Genomic DNA, 17458 nt, shown 5'->3' on the forward strand with positions numbered 1-17458 from the left:
CGCACGGGTAACATGAACTAGGATGGAACGAGCAAATCCGCTATTGAGGGGGAGTGTGATGGCCCGCATCCTTGCGGTCGACGATGACCGTTCCATACTTCAGCTGCTCGAGCGGGCTCTCTCCCGCGACGGTCACGTGGTCGAGTGCGCCGACGACCCAACGACGGTCCCCGCGATGGACCTCTCTCGTTACGATCTTATCCTCACGGACGTGATGATGCCCAGGCTCGACGGCTTCGAACTGGTCCGCCTCGTCCGGGGGCGCTTCGACGGGCCCATCATGTTCCTCACCGCCAAGGTCGCCGAGGACGACGCGGTGCTGGGCCTCGGCCTCGGCGCCGACGACTACGTGCGCAAGCCCTTCGGCGTGGCGGAGCTGCGCGCGAAGGTGGTGGCGTCGCTCCGCCGCGAGCGCCGGGTGCGCCGGAGCGTGCTCGACCTCGGACGTGCACGCTTCGACCTCGGGGCGCGCGAGCTCAGCGTGACAGCTCCCGACGGCTCGACCGGCGCGCCCGTTCCCCTCACGCCTACCGAATATGGCATCTGCGAGTTTCTCGCCAAGCATCCCGGTCGCGCCTACGGGCGGTCGCAGATTCGCGAGGCGGTGCGGGGCTGGGGGAGCGAGGCGGATGACGCGGCCGTCTCGGTCCACGTGGGCAAGGCGCGTGCCAAGCTCCGGGCTGCGGGCGTCGACCCCATCGCCACCGTGTGGGGTGTCGGATATAAGTGGGAGGCGGGGAGATGAGCCGTCTTCGCGGTTTGGACGGCCGCATTCGCGTCCCGCTTGCCCTCGTAGTCGGTCGCTACTTCGTCCTCGTCCTGTTCGGGGCGCTGCTGACCGTGGGCGGGCCCTGGGCACTGCTCCTCGGCGCGATGGCGCGCGGCGAGGTGCTCCCGGCGGACTGGGGCTCGACCCATGCGGACGAGACTGTCGGCGGCATCGCTTCGGCGGGTCATCTTGATCCCGACTCGCTCTCCACCGCATACCGCGGGGCGCGGCTTTCGGCCACGGGCGGCGTCCTCTTCTCGGACATGGGGGAGGAGGCACTCGCCAGCGCCCAGACGTCCGTCTCTTCCGCAGTCACCGCCGGTGAGACGTCCGCCCGCCCCGGCCCCGACGTCTCGTCCGGCTCGTACGAGCGGGTGGCGGCCGTGAAGCTCGCCGATGGTACCTGGGCGGCAATCTCCTGGGACATGATGCCCCACTGGGCCGACCGCGCGCGGGACGCGTCCTGGCCGAACCCCCAGGACCTCTGGCTCGCCTCGACCATCATCGGCACGGTTCTCGTGGTCGTTCTCGTCGCCCTGCGCGCCGCCCGCGTGCTCACGCGCAAGATGGAGCCGCTCGTGGCGGCGGCAAATGCCGTTGCCGCCGACGACCTCGACGTGCCCGCCGGCACGAGCGACGTGGCCGAGGTCGACGACGTGCTCGCCGCGATGGAGCGCATGCGCGTCTCGCTGAAGCGGTCCCTCGAGGAGCAGATGGCGTCTGAGGAGACCCGGCGCCAGCGCATGGAGACGCTCGCCCACGAGCTCAAGACCCCGCTCACCCTCATCCAGGGCAACGCCGAGCTCCTTGCCGCAGATCTCGAGGAAGAGCGGCTCCAGGGCGAGCAGGCCGACGAGGCCCGCGCCATCCTCGATGCCACGCATCGGCTCGATGCGGCCCTCATCGACATCATCGCCGCCTGGCGGGAGGATGAGCGGGACCGAACCTGACATTTGTCTGGCGCATTTGTCATCCCACGAGCGGGTGCTGCCCTGTCAATGTTGTCCGAGCATCGGCTGCCCTATCGATGGCAAGGGTAGAATTGATAAAGGCTGAGTTGGAGGTGGGACCATGGCGGTGAGGACGAACGTTCAGAACACGGCAACCCTTGGCAATTCAAATGGCTTCACGGAGTTCCGATTTAGAGACGCTCTCATTCGGTTTCGTGCTCCGTATTCACTTGAGCACTACACCCGCGTGAAGCGATGGGATGCGGGCTATCTCGTTGCCGACGCCAAGTATGCGCACAATGCGGGCGACGAGGAAGAATACATCGATCTCGTGCCGATTCTTAAGGACCTGTATATAGACCCGGATGCGTTCCTCTTTCCCATTAAAAATGTGGAGGTGGCTCATGCCTGACATCGAGACGGTCGCGAGTACATCCGACATGATCGTGAATGGTTATGCCTTTACCCGAGAGGACGATGGACGCATCCGGGCCCTCAATCTCAACTCGCCCACTACGGCATCCGTTTTCGACAGCGAAGGCAACGTTCTCGAGACGAGCATGGACGACATGGAGCTTGGCATTGTGCAGGGCTATTTCCTCAACAACAGGGAGTTCCTTGGGGCGAATTATGCCTAAGTACTTTCAATTCATGGTTGCCGGATACTACCTATATTTCACCTCGTTTTGCATTGTTGAGTGCATGCACGTTCATGCAAGTGACAGCAGGCTGACGGAAGCGGGCTCGGCGAATTTTTTCGTTAGAGCGAACGGAGACACTGAGCTACAGCATCGCGGTATGCTCACTGACCGCGAAATCGGCATCATTCAGAAGTTCATAAAGAAGAACTTTCGCGAGATGTATCTTAAATGGCGTGAGTATAGCCATGAGGGGTTTTACGGAGACGCTATATAGCCTGAGCGATGAAGAGGATCCCGCTCTGGTGTGGAGGCCGGGCGGGTTTTTCTTGCGTCTAGCCTGAGGATGTCATCTCCCTGCCGCCTAGGAGCTGGTCTACGGGTGGCATTTGCCCGTAGTCCGGGCCATCGCACATGGACTGAGTGTTCGTCATCTGGCTCCCGTCCGGGTCCTCTACGCTTCGACTCATGATGAGCCAGGCTGTGGCGACGCTGCTGGTCGCCAGGGCCTCCACGCTTCTCGGGCGGGTTTTGCTGGCTTCAGGGTGAAGCGACTTGCCTTTTATATCCGCTGTCACCCAAAGGTGTCAACCGGCTCAGCGGCACCGGTTCCGTGTCTCTTCTGCGAAAGAATGTCATCGCGTCGTGAGATACGGCGCGGCTGCGGAGATTCACGAGAAGGGAACATGATATGGCTTCTCAGACATTGGAACGTCCGATGGCCACGGCGGGGGAGACCGGATGGACGACAACGATGGCACGGCGCGCTGCGGCAGCGGGCGAGTCCCTAGCCGTATCCACCCGCGGGCTCACCAAGCGCTACGGCGACGCGACGGTCGTGGACGACATGGACCTCGAGGTGCCCGAGGGCGCGGTGTACGGCTTCCTCGGCCCCAACGGGGCGGGCAAGTCAACCACGATGAAGATGCTGCTCGGGCTCGTGCACGCATCAGGCGGCGAGGCCGTCGTGCTCGGGCGGGAGATGACCCCGGCCAACCGCCTCGAGGTGCTGCGCGAAGTGGGCTCGCTCATCGAGGCCCCCAGCTGCTATCCGCACCTCACGGCGCGCGAGAACCTCGAGATCGTGCGGCGGCTGCGCGGGCTGCCCGAGAGCTGCATCGACGAGGCCCTCTCGGTCGTCCGCCTGGACGACGCGAAGACCCAGGGGAAGCTCGTCGGGCACTTCTCCCTCGGCATGAGGCAGCGCCTGGGAATCGCCGTCGCGCTCATGGGCCGCCCGAGGCTGCTGCTCCTGGACGAGCCTACCAACGGCCTCGACCCCTCCGGCATCCACGAGATCCGCCAGCTCGTGCGCGAGATGCCGGGGCGCTTCGGCTGCACGGTCATCGTCTCCAGCCACCTGCTCTCCGAGATCGACCAGATGGCCGATCACGTCGGGATCATCAACAGGGGCCGCATGGTCTGGCAGGGGAGCATGGCCGACCTGCACGCCCGCGCGCGCCGATGGCTGGCGCTGCGCACCACGGACAACGCCGCGGCGGCGGGGGCGCTGCCGGGCGCGGTGGCCGACGGGGAGTGGCTGCGCATCAGGGCCGTGGACGACGCGACCGCCGGGCAGGTGACGCTCGGGCTCGCCAGGCGCGGCATCGGCGTCGTGCGGCTGGAGGAGCGGAGCGAGAGCCTCGAGGACATATTCCTCAAGCTCACGGGGATGGAGGCGACGCTCTGATGGGAACCGCCACCAGCGCCGGCCAGCCCGGCATCGCCGCGTCCGTCGCCCTCGAGTTCGCCAAGGCTCGCCGCAAGCACCTGTGGCTGGCGAGCCTGGGTTTGCTCGCGTTCCAGTTCGCCTGGCTCGTCGCGGGCGCCTCCAACACCGTGAGGCACAACCCGGACTTCGACGGCATCCTCTACATGCTGCCGCAGCTGAACGCCATCGTGCTGCCGCTGCTCTGCGCCATCGTCTCCTCCACCGTCACCGACGTGGAGAACCACGCGAACATGTGGAAGCTGTTGCTCACCATGGAGGACGCCCGGCGCGTGGTCGTGGCCAAGTGGGCGGCGTGCCTCCTGATCCTCGCCGTGGTCGTGGGCGTCCAGATGGCGGGCGTGGCGGCGGTCGCGTACGGGATCGGGTTCCAACAGAACCTGCCGGGGCCGGCCCTGCTCGCCCGCTATGCCCTCTGCACCTTCGCTGTGTGCGCCATGCTCGTCACCATCGTGCAGGCGGTCTGCCTCGCCACGGCGAACCAGTTCGTCCCGATGATCGTGGGCGTGGGCCTCTGCTTTCTGGGGCTCTTCATCGCCTATCTGCCTCCGGTGTTCAGCTGGTTCGTGCCGAGCGCGTACTTCTTCGTGTGTCGCCTCGTCGACGGGGCCTACGACGCCTCGCAGCACATGAGGTTCTGGGCGGCGCCGTTCCCGGCCGCGGGGCTCGCCATCTGCGTCGCTGTGACCATCGCCGCGTTCATCGCCTCCAGGCGCGCCTTCGCCGCCCGCGAGCTGTAGGGAGGTTTGACCATGCTTGCATCCTGCATATCCGCCGAGTTCATCAAGATGCGCCGGGCGCCCGTCTGGGCAGTCTTCGCGGCGCTGCCGGCGGTCTCGGCGCTCATCGGGAGCGCCAACTACGTGGCCAACCTTGACCTCCTCACGCCCGGCTGGGAGAACCTCTGGACCCAGCACACCCTGTTCATCTGCTACTTCTTCCTCCCGGCGCTCATCGGCGCGGGCGCGAGCTACCTGTGGCGGCTCGAGCACATGGGCTCCAACTGGAACGAGCTCATGGTCGCCCCGGTGCCCGCGCGCGACGTGTTCGTCGCCAAGCTCGCGGTCCTCGCCCTCCTGGACCTCGTCGCGTTCGCGGCCATGACGGCGTTCTTCGTCGCGAGCGGCATCGTCCTGCGCGTGCCCGGCGCCTTCCCGGTGGCGTCGTTCGCCGAGCAGGTGGTGCTGGGCTGGATTGGGAGCCTCGCCATCTGCGGCATACAGCTCGTCGTTTCCATGCTCGTGCGCAACTTCGCCGTGCCGGTGGGCGTCGGGCTGGGTGGCGGGATCTTGGGGATCATGGCGGCGATGGGCGGCCTTGGCTACGTCTTCCCGTACGCGCTCATGCAGTCCGGGATGAACAGCAACGCCCTCGTGGTGCTCGACGCGCCGCACATCGCCCAGATCGCCGTGTTGAGCGTCGTCTACGTGGCCTGCTCGGTCGCCTTCGCTTCGGCCTGGCTCCGCACGCGCGACGTCGTCGCGGCGAAGTAGCGCCCGGCGTGCTCGTACAATGTGGTGTCGGGATGTGAGGTGATGGGATTGGACGTGAGGCCATGCGGGCCGGGCCTTTCCGGCGCCGCCGCGCCGTTGGACGCGTGGGACGACGCGCCCCTTCTGCGGCTCGCCGCGCCCGTGCTCTGCGTGGCGTGGGAGGCGGCGATGTTCGCCCGCGTGGTGTTCGCGGGGGCGGACCCCTCGCTGTCGGCGCCCTCGTCCCAGGCCGCCCTGTTCGTCCTCATGGCCGTCGGCTGCGCGGCGCTGTTCCTGCGCTACCGCCTTCCGGTCGTCTCCGTGCTCTTCGAGTCGGTCGTTGGCCTGCTGGCCTCGGTGATGGGCGCGCTCGCGTACGTGTACTTCCTCCCGCTCGTCGCGCTCTACGCCTGCGTGGCCCGCGCGCCCCGGCGCGAGGCGGCCGCGGGCGGCGTCGCCGCCGTTGCGACCGTCGCGCTCTCCGCCGTGGTCGACGGGTTCGCGGGTGCCTCCGCATCGCCCTCCCCCTCGCTTGCGATGTCGCTCGCCGGCATCGGGTACCCGCTCATGCTGGTGCTCGGGGCGGCGCTGCTCTCGCGCTTCCGCTTGCAGCGCCTCCGGGAGGCGGAGGCGGCCGCCCGCGCCGAGGCGGAGCGCGACCGCGCGCTCGCCAAGAGCCGCATCGCCGCCGAGCTGCACGACTCCGTGGGACACGACCTCACAGCCATCGTCGCGCTCTCGGAGGGGCTCGCCGGCGCGACCGGGGACGAGCAGCTCGACCGGGCCATCGCGAGCATCAACGAGCTGGCGCGCTCGGGGCTCGCCGACACGCGCCGCGCCGTGCGGGCGCTGGCGGGCGAGGCGAGGAGCACGGCGGTGCCATCCGCTCTGCCGGGTTCCGCGCCCACCGAGAAGCCGGCCGAGCCGCATCGCTGGGACGAGATCGCCGCTCTTCTTGGGTCCGTCCGCGCCGCCGGCGTCACGGCCGCCCTCACGGAGACGGGCGTGCGCCCGGACGACCCCTCCCAGGCCGGCCTCGCCTTCCGCGTCTGCCGCGAGGGCGTCACGAACGCGCTGCGCCACGCCGCGGGGCTCTCGCGGCTCACGGTCTCGGTGGACCACGGCGGGGATGGCTCTGCCGACGTCGCAATCCGCGACGATGGAACCCCTGGCGAGGGGGCCGGGGGTCCGGGCACCGGCATGGGCCTCTCCCGCCTGCGCAGAGAGGTCGGGGAATCGGGCGGAACCCTCTCCGCCGGTCCGGTCGGCGAGGGCGGCTGGTGCCTCAAGGCGCATCTGCCGTCATTGGTGGGGGCCGGCGAAGGGGAGGGGGAGCCCGATGGCGACGAATAGCGGCATCGCGGGAGCGGCCGCGTCCGCGCGCATCCCCGTCATGATCGTCGACGACCAGCCCGAGACCCGCCTGGGCCTCGCGCTCATGGTGCGGCGCGACCCGGGCCTCGCCATCGTGCTCGAGGCGGAGGACGGCCGTCAGGCCATCGACCGCATCGAGCGGGCCGAGGAGCTCGGGCGCGACCTGCCTCGCGTCGTCCTCATGGACGTGCGCATGCCCGTCCTCGACTGCATCGACGCCACCGCCGCCATCACCCGCCGCTGGCCGAACGTCTATGTGCTCATGCTCACCACCTACGACGAGGACGACTACGCCTTCGGCGGGCTCGAGGCGGGCGCCTCCGGCTTCCTCCTCAAGGACGTCCGCGCGGGCGAGCTCTGCCGCGCCGTCCGCTCGGTGGCCGACGGCGACGCCGTGCTCACGCCCCGCGTCACGCGCGAGGTCCTCGCCCGGAGCGTGCGCGCCTCCGGTCAGGATAAGCGCGCGGCCGAGCTGCGCAGCGCGTTCCGCCGGCTGACCGACCGCGAGCGCGAGGTCTGCGCCCTCGTCGCCGACGGCCTCTCCAACGCCGAGATCGCCGAGCGCCTCACCGTCCAGCCCGCGAGCGCCAAGCGCGCCGTCACGCGTATCCTCGCCAAACTGGGCCTGCGCGACCGCACCCAGATAGCCGTCAAGTGGTACCAGGCCGGGCTGTTAGGTGGCGCTTGAAAGCGAAAGGCGGTGCAGGCGTGAAAGAACGCCCGCGGCAATCGCCGCGGGCGCCCCTCGTCATGGACGACTCTCTTTAGCGGGGTTCGAGCCGTCGCTCCTAGCTCGAGAACGTCACCTCCCCGCCGCCCTGGAGCTGGTCCTCGGGCACCTGATATGCGTTTTCACGAGTGAGTCACCGTCGCCTACCCCTCGCGCGACCCCCGCGACCCCATCCCGCTCCTCCACCACGCCACGGCGAGCTGAGTGCGGTCGCGCAGCCCGAGCTTGGCGAGCACGCGGCTCACGTTCCTCCGGGCGCTCGCGGGCTCCATCACCATGCGCGCGGCGACCTCCTCGTTCGAGAGCCCCTCGGCCACGAGGGACGCCGTCTCGAGCTCGCGGGGCGATAGCGAGGAGAGCGCCTCCAGGAGGCGGACCCGCTCGGGGTCCTCGGCGGCACCTGGGACGGCGCGGGCGACGACCTCCCGCGTCACGCGGGGCGTGAGCACGGCGCCGCCGGCGGCGAGCTCGCGGACGGCCCGGCACAGCTCGCGGGCGGTGGCGTCCTTGAGCAGGAACCCGGCCGCGCCGGCGGCGAGCCCGCCCAGCGCGTAGTCGTCCCTGTCGTAGGTCGTGAGCAAAAGCGTCCGCACGGAGGGGAAGCGCGAGGCGACCTCGCGGGCGAGCGTCACGCCGCCCGTCCCGGGCATGCGCACGTCCGAGACGACGACGTCGGGCAGGGGCTCGCCGGCATCCTTCCGGCGCGCGAGCTCCGCGAGCGCCGCCCCTCCGTCGTCGGCGGTGGCGACCACGGAGAGCCCCGGGTCGCGCCCCACCATCATGGAGAGGCCCATCCTCGCCGAGGCCTGGTCATCGACGACCATCACGCGTATCATCCCGGGCTCCCTCCGCCGTCATCATCGGGGGTCTGCCCCCGCGGGTCCCAGCCCGCGTCGATCGGCCCGCCGCCCGTCTTTTCCTCCGCGTCGGCGACGAGGCCGGCGAGCTCGCGCACCGTCTCGCGGGTCTGCGCGAGCCCCTCGCGCGCCTCCGCGATGATGGCGGCGACCGCCGCGTCGACCCGCTCGTCTCCGGTGCCGCCGCCCAGCCCCTCGCAGAGCGTCACGATGGCGGTGAGCCGCTGGCCCACCGAGTCGTGGAGCGAGGCGGCCATGCGGGCCTGCCGTTCGGCTTGGTCGCGGCGCGCCTCGGCGGCCATGGCGCGCGCCCTGGCCTCCCGGGTGTCGTGCGCGCCGCGCAGGGCCCCGCCCAGGAGGAAGGCTGAGCCCGCGGTGAGCTCGCGTGCCGCGATCTCGGCCACCAGCGCTGCCGGCCCCGCTCCGCCCGCGGCCACGAGGGAGCTCGCCGCCATGGCCGCGAAGGCGAGCGCGAGCCCGGCGAGCGAGCGCGGGAAGGGCGCGTGGCGCCCGGCCGCGAACGTCGCCACGAGGAAGGGGACCACGGCGTAGCTGTCGAGGCCCGTCGCCGTTGCGGCGACGAGGGCGGCCGACTCGAGCGCGAGTGTCCCCAGGGGCAGGGCCGTCCGCCAGAGCAGGGCTGCGGACACGGCCGCCACGGCGAGCGCGAGGGCCGCCGGGCTCGCCGCCCGCTGCACGACGTCGCCTGGTATCGCCAGGGCGATTGACGTCATGATGACGGTCGCCTCCCCGTAGAGCAGGCACGCGAGGGGCGCCGCGAGCAGACGGGGCACGAGGGGCGGCGCGAGGCGCCGCCCGGCTTTGTCGACAATTCTCATTCCCGCACCCCCCTCGGTCTCTCCGTTCGCGCATCCAGTTCTTGTACCCGTCAGAGCAGGCCGCGACCTACCACCTTCCGGTTAGGAGGTGGGAGAGGGGCGCGACCCCAGCCACCACGAGCAGCGCGCAGGCGATGACGACGAGCGTCCACCAAGCGGGTGACAGCACGCAGCCAAGCCACGCCGCCGCCTGTACGCGACCCGTCCAGTCCCCTTCCTCCCGGGTCGCGAGCCACGCGATCGCCACGCCCGGCAGGCACAGGAAGAGGCCGAGCAGGAACGGCCCGAGTTTCGGGTCCCGTCCGTCGCCGCGCGCCGTCCCGGCCTTCGCGCCGGGTTGCGCCGGGTCCTCGGGTGGAAGCGCGCCACCGCCCCGCACTTCGCTGATCGTTTCCGTCCGTCCTCCTTGTTCGTTTCTCGTTTCCCGATGAATCGTTCCGTCGGCGCCTCTGCACCCTACGAGCGCAGGCACGCCGCAGGCGAGGAGTGGACGGCCCCGCGGACCTGCGCCCAGCGCACCGCGAGAAGCACGACCCAGACCACGACACCCGCGGCCAGCGCCTCCGGCAGCGGCGCGTACGCGGCGGGCGCTCCCCAGAACATCCAGGTGAGGGCGAGCGCGGCGAAGGAGGAGCAGGCGATGAGCACGAGCGAGAGCAGCGCGGCGCCCAAGGCGACGAGCGCCGACTGCCATGCGACCGCCGCCGCCACGCCCCGGGGCGTGAGGCCAAGCGTGCGCAGCAGCGCTTGGTGCCTTCCCTCGTCCCTCGCCGAGAGGGCGAGCACGGCGACCGCGGTGGCGAGCGCGAACCCCGCGGCGAGGCCGATCAGCGCGTAGGTGTCCGTTATGTCGAACGAGCCCGAGAACCCCAGGCGCCGCATGACGGCCTCGAGGGTGCGGGCGGTCGTGAGCAGGATGCCCCCTGCCCCGCCCACCGCCGCGGCGAGCGGCACCATGGCCGAGGCGTTGCGCGAGGCGAGCTCGGTCGCCGCCCGCGCCGCGAGCCGGCCGACGGGCGAGCGCACCGCGGCGGGTAGCACGCCGGCGACACGCAGGGCGGCACGGACGCCGCGCGCCCCGAAGGCCACCATCGCCAGCAACGAGAGGAGCCCGGCGAGGGCCACGAGGTTCGCCATGGCCTGGGAGAGCTGCCCGCCCGCTGATTCTGCCGCCGGGAGGCCGGCGAGGGGCGTCGCGAGGGCGCAGGCGACGAGCGCCCACCCGAGGATGGGGTGGCCGCCCCGCCCCCGCCTTCCTGCGCGGCCTCCCCGCAGCGAGTCCACGGGCCTCACCCGTGCGGCGCGCACGGCGGCCGCGACGGAGCCGAGCATGCAGGTCGCGACGCTGAGTGCGAAGGAGAGGGCCCACGCGGCCGGGGAGGCGGAGAACGGCGGAGGCGTGAAGGAGCCGAGGCCGCCGCTGAAGCTCTCCGCCGCCATGCCGTCAAACGCGGGGACGAGCAGGGCGGAGAGCGGCATGGACGCGAGGCTCCCCGCGAGCGAGCCGACCGCCGAGGCGATGCCCACGAGCAGCAGGGCGGCGCGCCCCGCCTGCCCCGGCGTGGCGCCCATGAGCCGCCAGAGCGCGAACGTCGGGCGGCAGCGCTCCACCGTCGCGGCGCCCACCGCCGAGAGCGAGAAGAGGGCAAGCAGTGCCACCTCGGCGTACACGGTGACCGAGACCGCCTGGAACTCGAAGGCGGAGAGCCCCGCCGCGCCGGCGGCCGCGCCGAAGGCTTTCGACGACGTCCAGGCGAACTGGTTCGCGCACACGCCCACGAGGGCGGAGGTCGCGGCGATCACGAGCACGATCGGGACCCAGCTTGCGAGGTCCTCGCGGAATATCCTGAGCGCGTACCTACCCACGGCCGATCGCCCCTTCCCGCGTGCCGGCGAGCACCTGCTCGGGCGTGCAGTGGCCGGCCACGCGCGTCACCAGCCCGTCGCGGACGAACGCCACGCGGTCGGCCGTCGCCGCGGCGTCCACGTCGTGCGTGACCATGACCACGGTCGTGCCGGCGTCTGCCATCTCACGCAGGACGCCCAGGACGAGCGCGGTGTTCCTCGTGTCCAGGGCCCCCGTCGGCTCGTCGGCGAAGAGCACCGCCGGGCGGGAGAGCAGGGCGCGCACCAGGGCGGCGCGCTGCTGCTCGCCGCCGGACAGCCCTCCCGCGGGCGCCTTCGCGCGGTCGGCGAGGCCGAACCGTCCGAGCAGGTCGCGGAGCCTCTCGCGGTCGACACTTCCCCGAGCGAGTGCGATCGGCAGGGTCGCGTTCTCCTCCACCGTGAGGTAGGGGACGAGGTTGTAGCTCTGGAACACGAACGCCGCCGCCTGCCGCAGGAAGCGGGTGCGGGCGCCCTCGCCCATGGCGTACAGGTCGCGGCCCGCGACCAGCACGCGGCCCTCGTCCGGAGCGTCCAGCCCGCTCATGCAGTACAGGAGGCTCGTCTTGCCCGCCCCCGACGGCCCCACGATCGCCGTGAGCCCGCCCGCGGCCGCGAGCGAGCAGCCCCTGAGGACCGGGACGCGCTCCTCTCCCGTGTCGGCCCAGCGCTTGACGCCCTCGGCCCTCACCTCCGCCGCAGCCATGCGCGGCACCCCCTTCCGGGCGGGCGCCCCGCGCCCGCCGACTCGTCCGTTCGACGCCACCCATGGAACCACCGCCCGCGCGCCCCGGGGTCCCGCGCGGGCGCGTTGCCATCTCCAGATGGCAGTCCCGCCCCCGGCCACGGCGGCACCGTATAAACGAGGGATGATGGCTACGCGGCAGCCCTGCTGCCGCGCCTGCGGCCGCGCCTTCAGAAACGAGGAAAGACATGGAACCACTGATTGCGCTCGCGCTCGGCGTCGCGGCGGTCACCCTGCCGACCGGCCTCTCCGTCTCCCGCTCGGCGGCCCGCCGAGTCGCGCCGTGGGCCGTGCCTGCAGGCGTCCTGCTCGCCATGGCGAGCCTCGTCTCCGTGGTAGGTGCCGGTGCCTTGCGCGGCAGGCTGCCTCACGGTACCGTTGACATTGTGTGAAAGGCCCCTGGGTCTTCAGCGGTCGCGGGCGCCTGCGCCCACGGCCGCATTTTCATAACGCGGCCGTGGGCCCATTGCCGGCGGCGCGGGATCTCGACGAGGGGAGACGGATTGGTGGCCAGCGATTCGGACGGGGCGGCGCCCAAGCACTTCCTCACCCCGGAGCAGCAGGTGGCCCACCTCAGGGCGAGGGGCGTGCGCTTCGAGCTTTGCCCGGAGGCCGATGCCACGGACTACCTGCGACGGGGGAACAACTACCTCCGCACGGCCTCGTACCGCAAGCTCTACGACCGCGTCCTCGAGGGGCCGCGGGCCGGGGAGTACTCGAACCTGGACTTCGCCTACCTCGTGGACCTCTCGTCCATAGACAGGAGGCTCCGGGAGGCCTTCCGCGACCTCACCATCGACGTCGAGTACTTCGCCCGCCTCAGGCTCCTCAACCGCGCGGGGGAGGAAGGCGAGGACGGGTACGCCGTGGTGGCGGACTACCTCGCGTCGCTCCCCTCGGACGACCGGCGCCGGGTCCTCTCCGGCCTCAAGCGCCGCGGCTCGGAGGGCGACCTGCACGATACCTACTCGGGCGACCTCATCGCCCACTACGCCGACTCCTACCCAGTGTGGGTGTTCCTCGAGGTGGTCGAGTTCGGCAGGTTCTGCGACCTGTACCTGTTCTGCGCCGGGCGCTGGGGCGACCGCGCGATGCGGCAGGAGCACTACGTCCTCAAGAGCGTGAAGGCCCTGCGCAACGCCTGCTCGCACAACAGCTGCATAGCGAACGGCTTCTGCGCCGCCGGCGGCGAGGCCGAGTACCCGCCCAACGGCATCATCGGCCAGGCGCTCGCCGCGGCGGGCTACAGGAACGGTCGCGGCAGGCGCTCCAAGCTCCGCAACCTGCGGCTCTCCCAGATGACGTCCGCCCTGTGGGCGCTGTGGGAGGGAGTCCACGCGGCGGCGCCACGCCGAGCGCCTCGCCGCCCTGCGCGCCTTCGTCGAGTCCCGTTCACGCTGCTACCGGGGCAACGACGCCCTCGCCTCGTACTTCGCGTTCCTCTGGCGCGTCGTTGACATATTCGCCCCGATTCGGGCATAATGCCTTCAGATGTAAAACCCTCGGGTTTTGTAAGGGCGGGGCCGCATGGCGGTTCCGCCCTAGTTTTTTAGGCTGCCGCCGTACGGGGCGCTGTCGCACCCGAGCGCTGCGGAGGCGTGGGTCATCCGCCCCGAGCCCGCGTCCGCTCCGGGCGTTCCACCGGCTCGTTCGCGCCATGGGCCGCGGCTGCATCCCTGCGATGCCAACAGGGCGTCCGGGTGCCGCCGGTCGGCTAGCGGCTAGCGGCCCGACCGCAAGCGACCCCACCCGAGCAGCTTGTTCACCCGGCGCTGCACATCACCTTCACAGTCCATCCAACCTTCCTTTTCGCTTTCAACCTCAGTCTGCTGCAGGGGCTGCAAGTCCCTAGCCCACGCCAGGGGCCCCAAGCGGATCCGGCAAGGGCAGCGGCCGACTCATCGTCCATGGTCGGGTCTGCCGTCTTCGGCGCCTCGACCACGCCCTGCAGTTTGCTCGCCAGGGACGGGCCGCCTCCATCGGACGGCAGCAACGCGGACACGCCGCCCAAGCACATGGCGTCCACCAGCCCTTTCCCATCCGGACGAGCATACGATCCCCGTCTGTCCGGGTGCGCGCCGCGCGGGGCGATCGCGTGCGCCGACAGGCTCCCCGGGTATGCGAGGGCGGTTCCCGCGGTCGGGGCGGTTCACCGGCGCTTCCGCGCCTCCTCCCCGTGCGCGCCCCTGAACCGCGCGGACGCGCCGCACGGCTCGCCCGGCCACTTCTTCAGGAGGTTCAAGGGCGTGTCGGCCCGCAGGCTTCGCAACCACCTGATGTGGTTCAAGCGGCTGCACGGGGCCGCACGTGTCAGGGACGGGACGTCGCTCATGTGCGGGCAGCTCGGGGACGTGCGCTACGGGAAGACCTGGGAGAAGACGATGGGGCCGCAGTACGAGTTCCATCCGGAGCCGGACGTGCAAACGGCGGGTTAACATAGCCTTGCTTCGAAAGGCCGCGCTTGCGGTCCTCGCCGTATCCATGGGAAAGGTCCGTGTCGTTGATGCAAGTCTCGTCGATCCAGGCGCGGTCGCGCAGGACGATGCTGCCTTGGTGGCCGTCGACGGCCTCGAACGCGCAACGTCTCCGTTCGAACGCCGCGGGGCGCGGGACGCCGCAGTTCGCGGCTCTGCCCTCCAAGGGCATGCCGAACCTCATGAGGCTGATGAAGTCGACCCGGGCGGGCGCCCGGGCACATTCTTTGTTGACTGAAGCCATCATAGCGGCTAGCGGAAGGTGTCATCGAAGGAGAGTGCTAGAAGCACCCGTCGCCTTAACCGTTAGAAACGCCTTCAGAGCCCGGCGCCGGAACGCTCCAAAAGGCGTCAGCGCATCCTCTTGCGCACGAAAAGGGCGGCCGCGACCGCGGCCAGGAAGAGCACCGGCGCGACCCTGACGAAGACCCATTCGAACCCGTGGCAGAGGGTGCCCGCGACGGCAAGCTCGGGATCGCCGAGGTCCCACTGCAGGTACGGGCTCCCCAGCGCGGCCACGCATGCGAACGCCAGCGCGATCGCCGCGCATGTGGCGACGAGGACGCCGCACAGGGCCTTCCTTTCCCGCTGCCGCCTGCGCGCGAGCTGGAGGTTGACGACCTCGAGCCTCTCGGCGATCGCCCCCAGGCCGTCCGCCCCCGGCTCCGAGACGGCCTCCCCGAGCAGGGTCGCAACGGGCGCGTCGAGCGTATCCGACAGCGAGACGAGCATGTCGGAGTCGGGAACAGAGAGCCCGCGCTCCCATTTCGAAACCGTCTGCCGCACCACGTTCAGCTTTATGGCCAGCTCTTCCTGTGAGAGGCCCCGCGATTTCCGGGCCGCGCGGATGTTCTCGTTCAGCACGGGCTCCTCCCTCCCTCTTCGCCGAGCCGATTGTTGCCCGCAACGAGGCGTTGCGGCAAGCAACGGAAAGCGGCATCGGGGCAAAGGCGGGCGAAATCGCATCGAGCTCCCGGGATTCCCTTGCAATCTGTATATGCGCGTATATACTGTGTATATAGGTTATATACTCTATAACCCAAGAGGCGGCGCGTGACGTCCGACGCTTGCCTCCGCTGCAACCGGGGACGCCTGGCTGCGGCAACCCACCCCCGGGACGCCGAGGCGGGAAGCACCGAAAGGATACGAGCCTGTGGACATCATCATATCCAACTCGAGCGGTAAGCCCATATATGAGCAGATCGAGGACCAGATAAAGGCGGCGATACTCTCCGGGGAGCTTTCCGAAGGAGAGCAGCTCCCCTCGATCAGGGGGCTCGCGAACAGCCTGAGAGTTAGCGCGATCACGACCAAGCGCGCCTACACGGACCTTGAAGCCGCCGGCTTCATCGAGACCGTGCAGGGGAAAGGGAGCTTCGTGGCGGGCGGCAACGCCGAGCTCATCAGAGAGGAGCGGCTTCGCGAGGTGGAGGGCCTCATGGTTCGGGCAATCGAGCGCGGCCGCGATATGGGGCTCACGAGCGAAGAGCTCACCGAGATGTTCTCGCTCGGTCTCGAATAACGACACAGGGCGCCCTGCGCTCTTTTGAAAGGACTGAACATGGCATCATCAAGCGGAGCCCTTCGCCTCGTTGAGGCGAAGGGACTGGTCAAGCGGTATCCCGGGTTCTCGCTCCAGGGCGTGAACCTTACGGTGGATGCAGGGGAGATAGTCGGCTTCGTCGGCGCGAACGGTGCAGGGAAGTCGACAACCATCAAGGCCCTTCTGGGGCTGATCCCCGTCGACGGAGGCTCGTCGTCGCTCCTCGGGGTCCCGAGCGAGAAGCTCGCGCAGCCGTGCGGGGCGAGCGTCAAGGAGCAGGTGGGTGTCGTCTTCGATACCGTTTCGCTCCCCGAGCACCTCAGGGTCGCGGATGTCGGCAGGATGCTGTCCCATGCCTACGATGGGTGGGACGGGTCGCTGTTCGGGAAGTACGCGGACGAATTCGGGCTCGACGCTAGAAAGCAGGTCAAGGACCTCTCCCGCGGCATGGGCATGAAGCTCAGCCTGGCATGCGCGCTCTCGCACAGAGCGCAGCTGCTCGTTCTCGACGAGGCGACCGCAGGGCTCGACCCCATGGCGCGCGAAGAGGTCCTCGACATCCTGAGGGGCTTCGTCGCCGAGCCGGGCCGCGGAATCCTCATGTCGAGCCACATCACCTCCGACCTCGAGCGCATAGCAGACCGCATCGTGTGCATCGACGGCGGCAGGGTTCTGTTCGACCTGCCGAAGGACGCCATCACCGACGCCATGGGCGTCGCCCGCTGCCGAAAGTCCGATTTCGAGCGCATCGTCTCCTCGAGCCTCATCCCGAACGACGAGTTCAGATACCTGATGCACGACTACGGCATCGACGTCCTCGTTCCGGATCGCTATGCGTTCTCCCGGGCCATGCCCGAGATTCCCTGCGATCGGATGACAATCGACGACTACCTCGCCCTTGTCCTGAAAGGAGGCGTCCGATAATGAAGCGGGCATACCTTATGGAAATGAACGTCCTGCGCGGCTACGCGACCTCCCTCCTGGCGACCGGCTTTCTCGTCACCGTCCTCGTGGGCGTGGGAATGAAGACCGCCATCGTTGCCCCCGCCGTCCTCACCAGCATGTGCTTCATGATGGGTGCGATCGGCTCCTCCGTCTACGACGACTTGAACGGATGGGGCTCTTATCGCCTCACCCTTCCCGTCTCGAAGCGCGACGTCGTCCTGAGCCGCTATGCCGCCATCGCGACGCTTGGCCTCATCGGCTCGGCGGTCGGCTTCGCCGCATCGCTTGCGGTCATGGGGCTCGCGTCCGCCGTGGAGCTGCCGGGAGGCCTCTCCGAGCTCCTCGCGTTCAGCGGGGAGAGGGTCGCCGGCATGGCCTTCGCCACCGCAGTCTGCGTCCTGATCGGCTCCGCCGTCGCGTCCGTCGTGACGCCGGTGTACTTCAAGTTCGGCCAGACCAAGGCGACCCAGCTTCTGCCAACCGTCACCGTCGGCCTGTTCGTGGTCGCC

21 protein-coding genes are annotated in these 17458 nt (G+C 69.7%); 16 read left to right on the top strand and 5 right to left on the bottom strand.

What is annotated here, in order from left to right; translation table 11 throughout:
- Nucleotides 1-58 precede the first annotated feature (58 nt).
- From EFAMC2_RS07155 to EFAMC2_RS07200, 10 genes are all read left to right on the top strand, one after another.
- Nucleotides 59-745, top strand: a complete 687-nt coding sequence (locus EFAMC2_RS07155) for a response regulator transcription factor (RefSeq protein ID WP_154028145.1) — start codon at nucleotides 59-61, stop codon at nucleotides 743-745.
- Nucleotides 742-1719: a histidine kinase dimerization/phospho-acceptor domain-containing protein gene (locus EFAMC2_RS07160; protein ID WP_154028146.1), complete on the top strand. Its 978-nt coding sequence runs from the start codon at nucleotides 742-744 to the stop codon at nucleotides 1717-1719. Before EFAMC2_RS07155 ends, EFAMC2_RS07160 begins: the two co-directional genes overlap by 4 nt.
- Nucleotides 1720-1840: 121 nt before the next feature.
- Complete coding sequence (locus EFAMC2_RS07165; protein ID WP_154028147.1) at nucleotides 1841-2131, top strand: hypothetical protein; 291 nt, start codon at nucleotides 1841-1843, stop codon at nucleotides 2129-2131.
- Nucleotides 2124-2357, top strand: coding sequence for a hypothetical protein (locus EFAMC2_RS07170; RefSeq protein ID WP_154028148.1), 234 nt, complete (start codon nucleotides 2124-2126; stop codon nucleotides 2355-2357). The genes EFAMC2_RS07165 and EFAMC2_RS07170 overlap by 8 nt, the downstream gene beginning before the upstream one ends.
- Nucleotides 2358-2370: 13 nt before the next feature.
- A complete protein-coding gene (locus EFAMC2_RS10575; protein ID WP_222838560.1) occupies nucleotides 2371-2634 on the top strand; it encodes a DUF4160 domain-containing protein in 264 nt (87 codons plus the stop codon).
- A 414-nt stretch (nucleotides 2635-3048) separates the two neighbouring features.
- The gene (locus tag EFAMC2_RS07180) at nucleotides 3049-4047 is read left to right on the top strand and encodes an ATP-binding cassette domain-containing protein (RefSeq protein WP_154028150.1); all 999 of its coding nucleotides are present in this window, start codon (nucleotides 3049-3051) and stop codon (nucleotides 4045-4047) included.
- Nucleotides 4047-4826, top strand: coding sequence for an ABC transporter permease (locus EFAMC2_RS07185; protein ID WP_154028151.1), 780 nt, complete (start codon nucleotides 4047-4049; stop codon nucleotides 4824-4826). Before EFAMC2_RS07180 ends, EFAMC2_RS07185 begins: the two co-directional genes overlap by 1 nt.
- Nucleotides 4827-4838: 12 nt before the next feature.
- On the top strand, nucleotides 4839-5579 hold the full coding sequence (locus EFAMC2_RS07190) for an ABC transporter permease (protein ID WP_154028152.1): 741 nt from the start codon (nucleotides 4839-4841) through the stop codon (nucleotides 5577-5579).
- A gap of 42 nt (nucleotides 5580-5621) precedes the next feature.
- Nucleotides 5622-6911 (top strand): sensor histidine kinase, encoded by a 1290-nt coding sequence (locus EFAMC2_RS07195; RefSeq protein WP_187325218.1) that lies wholly within the window; start codon nucleotides 5622-5624, stop codon nucleotides 6909-6911.
- Nucleotides 6898-7620, top strand: a complete 723-nt coding sequence (locus EFAMC2_RS07200; protein WP_222838561.1) for a response regulator transcription factor — start codon at nucleotides 6898-6900, stop codon at nucleotides 7618-7620. The genes EFAMC2_RS07195 and EFAMC2_RS07200 overlap by 14 nt, the downstream gene beginning before the upstream one ends.
- Before the next feature lie 185 nt (nucleotides 7621-7805).
- On the opposite strand, the gene EFAMC2_RS07205 is transcribed toward EFAMC2_RS07200, so the two are convergent.
- The 4 genes from EFAMC2_RS07205 to EFAMC2_RS07220 all read right to left on the bottom strand — a co-directional run bounded on the left by EFAMC2_RS07205 (nucleotide 7806) and on the right by EFAMC2_RS07220 (nucleotide 11948).
- Nucleotides 7806-8498 carry a response regulator transcription factor gene (locus tag EFAMC2_RS07205; RefSeq protein WP_152073145.1) on the bottom strand — a complete coding sequence of 231 codons (693 nt, stop codon included), beginning with the start codon at nucleotides 8496-8498 and terminating at the stop codon, nucleotides 7806-7808.
- Entirely contained in the window at nucleotides 8495-9358 is an 864-nt protein-coding gene (locus tag EFAMC2_RS07210) for a histidine kinase dimerization/phosphoacceptor domain-containing protein (RefSeq protein WP_154028154.1), read from the bottom strand. The genes EFAMC2_RS07205 and EFAMC2_RS07210 overlap by 4 nt, the downstream gene beginning before the upstream one ends.
- 456 nt (nucleotides 9359-9814) lie before the next feature.
- A complete protein-coding gene (locus EFAMC2_RS07215; protein WP_154028155.1) occupies nucleotides 9815-11224 on the bottom strand; it encodes an FtsX-like permease family protein in 1410 nt (469 codons plus the stop codon).
- Nucleotides 11217-11948 carry an ABC transporter ATP-binding protein gene (locus tag EFAMC2_RS07220; RefSeq protein WP_154028156.1) on the bottom strand — a complete coding sequence of 244 codons (732 nt, stop codon included), beginning with the start codon at nucleotides 11946-11948 and terminating at the stop codon, nucleotides 11217-11219. Before EFAMC2_RS07220 ends, EFAMC2_RS07215 begins: the two co-directional genes overlap by 8 nt.
- Nucleotides 11949-12175: 227 nt before the next feature.
- Between EFAMC2_RS07220 and EFAMC2_RS07225 the strand changes: the two genes are divergently transcribed.
- From EFAMC2_RS07225 to EFAMC2_RS07235, 3 genes are all read left to right on the top strand, one after another.
- Nucleotides 12176-12379, top strand: coding sequence for a hypothetical protein (locus EFAMC2_RS07225; RefSeq protein ID WP_154028157.1), 204 nt, complete (start codon nucleotides 12176-12178; stop codon nucleotides 12377-12379).
- Nucleotides 12380-12493: 114 nt separating this feature from the next.
- Entirely contained in the window at nucleotides 12494-13444 is a 951-nt protein-coding gene (locus tag EFAMC2_RS07230) for an Abi family protein (RefSeq protein ID WP_187325219.1), read from the top strand.
- 819 nt (nucleotides 13445-14263) lie between these two features.
- Nucleotides 14264-14422, top strand: a complete 159-nt coding sequence (locus EFAMC2_RS07235; protein WP_187325220.1) for a hypothetical protein — start codon at nucleotides 14264-14266, stop codon at nucleotides 14420-14422.
- A gap of 390 nt (nucleotides 14423-14812) precedes the next feature.
- Here EFAMC2_RS07235 and EFAMC2_RS07240 read toward each other — a convergent pair whose 3' ends face one another.
- Nucleotides 14813-15325, bottom strand: coding sequence for a helix-turn-helix domain-containing protein (locus EFAMC2_RS07240; protein ID WP_154028160.1), 513 nt, complete (start codon nucleotides 15323-15325; stop codon nucleotides 14813-14815).
- Between the two features lie 289 nt (nucleotides 15326-15614).
- On the opposite strand from EFAMC2_RS07240, the gene EFAMC2_RS07245 reads away from it, so the two are divergent.
- The 3 genes from EFAMC2_RS07245 to EFAMC2_RS07255 all read left to right on the top strand — a co-directional run.
- Nucleotides 15615-15983, top strand: a complete 369-nt coding sequence (locus EFAMC2_RS07245; protein WP_154028161.1) for a GntR family transcriptional regulator — start codon at nucleotides 15615-15617, stop codon at nucleotides 15981-15983.
- Between the two features lie 39 nt (nucleotides 15984-16022).
- The gene (locus tag EFAMC2_RS07250) at nucleotides 16023-16928 is read left to right on the top strand and encodes an ABC transporter ATP-binding protein (protein ID WP_154028162.1); all 906 of its coding nucleotides are present in this window, start codon (nucleotides 16023-16025) and stop codon (nucleotides 16926-16928) included.
- A partial coding sequence (locus EFAMC2_RS07255) for an ABC-2 transporter permease (protein WP_154028163.1) occupies nucleotides 16928-17458 on the top strand: 531 nt, incomplete at its 3' end. The genes EFAMC2_RS07250 and EFAMC2_RS07255, both read left to right, overlap by 1 nt.

The organism is Olsenella uli, from assembly GCF_901212655.1.
Classification (GTDB): Bacteria; Actinomycetota; Coriobacteriia; order Coriobacteriales; family Atopobiaceae; genus Parolsenella; species Parolsenella uli_A.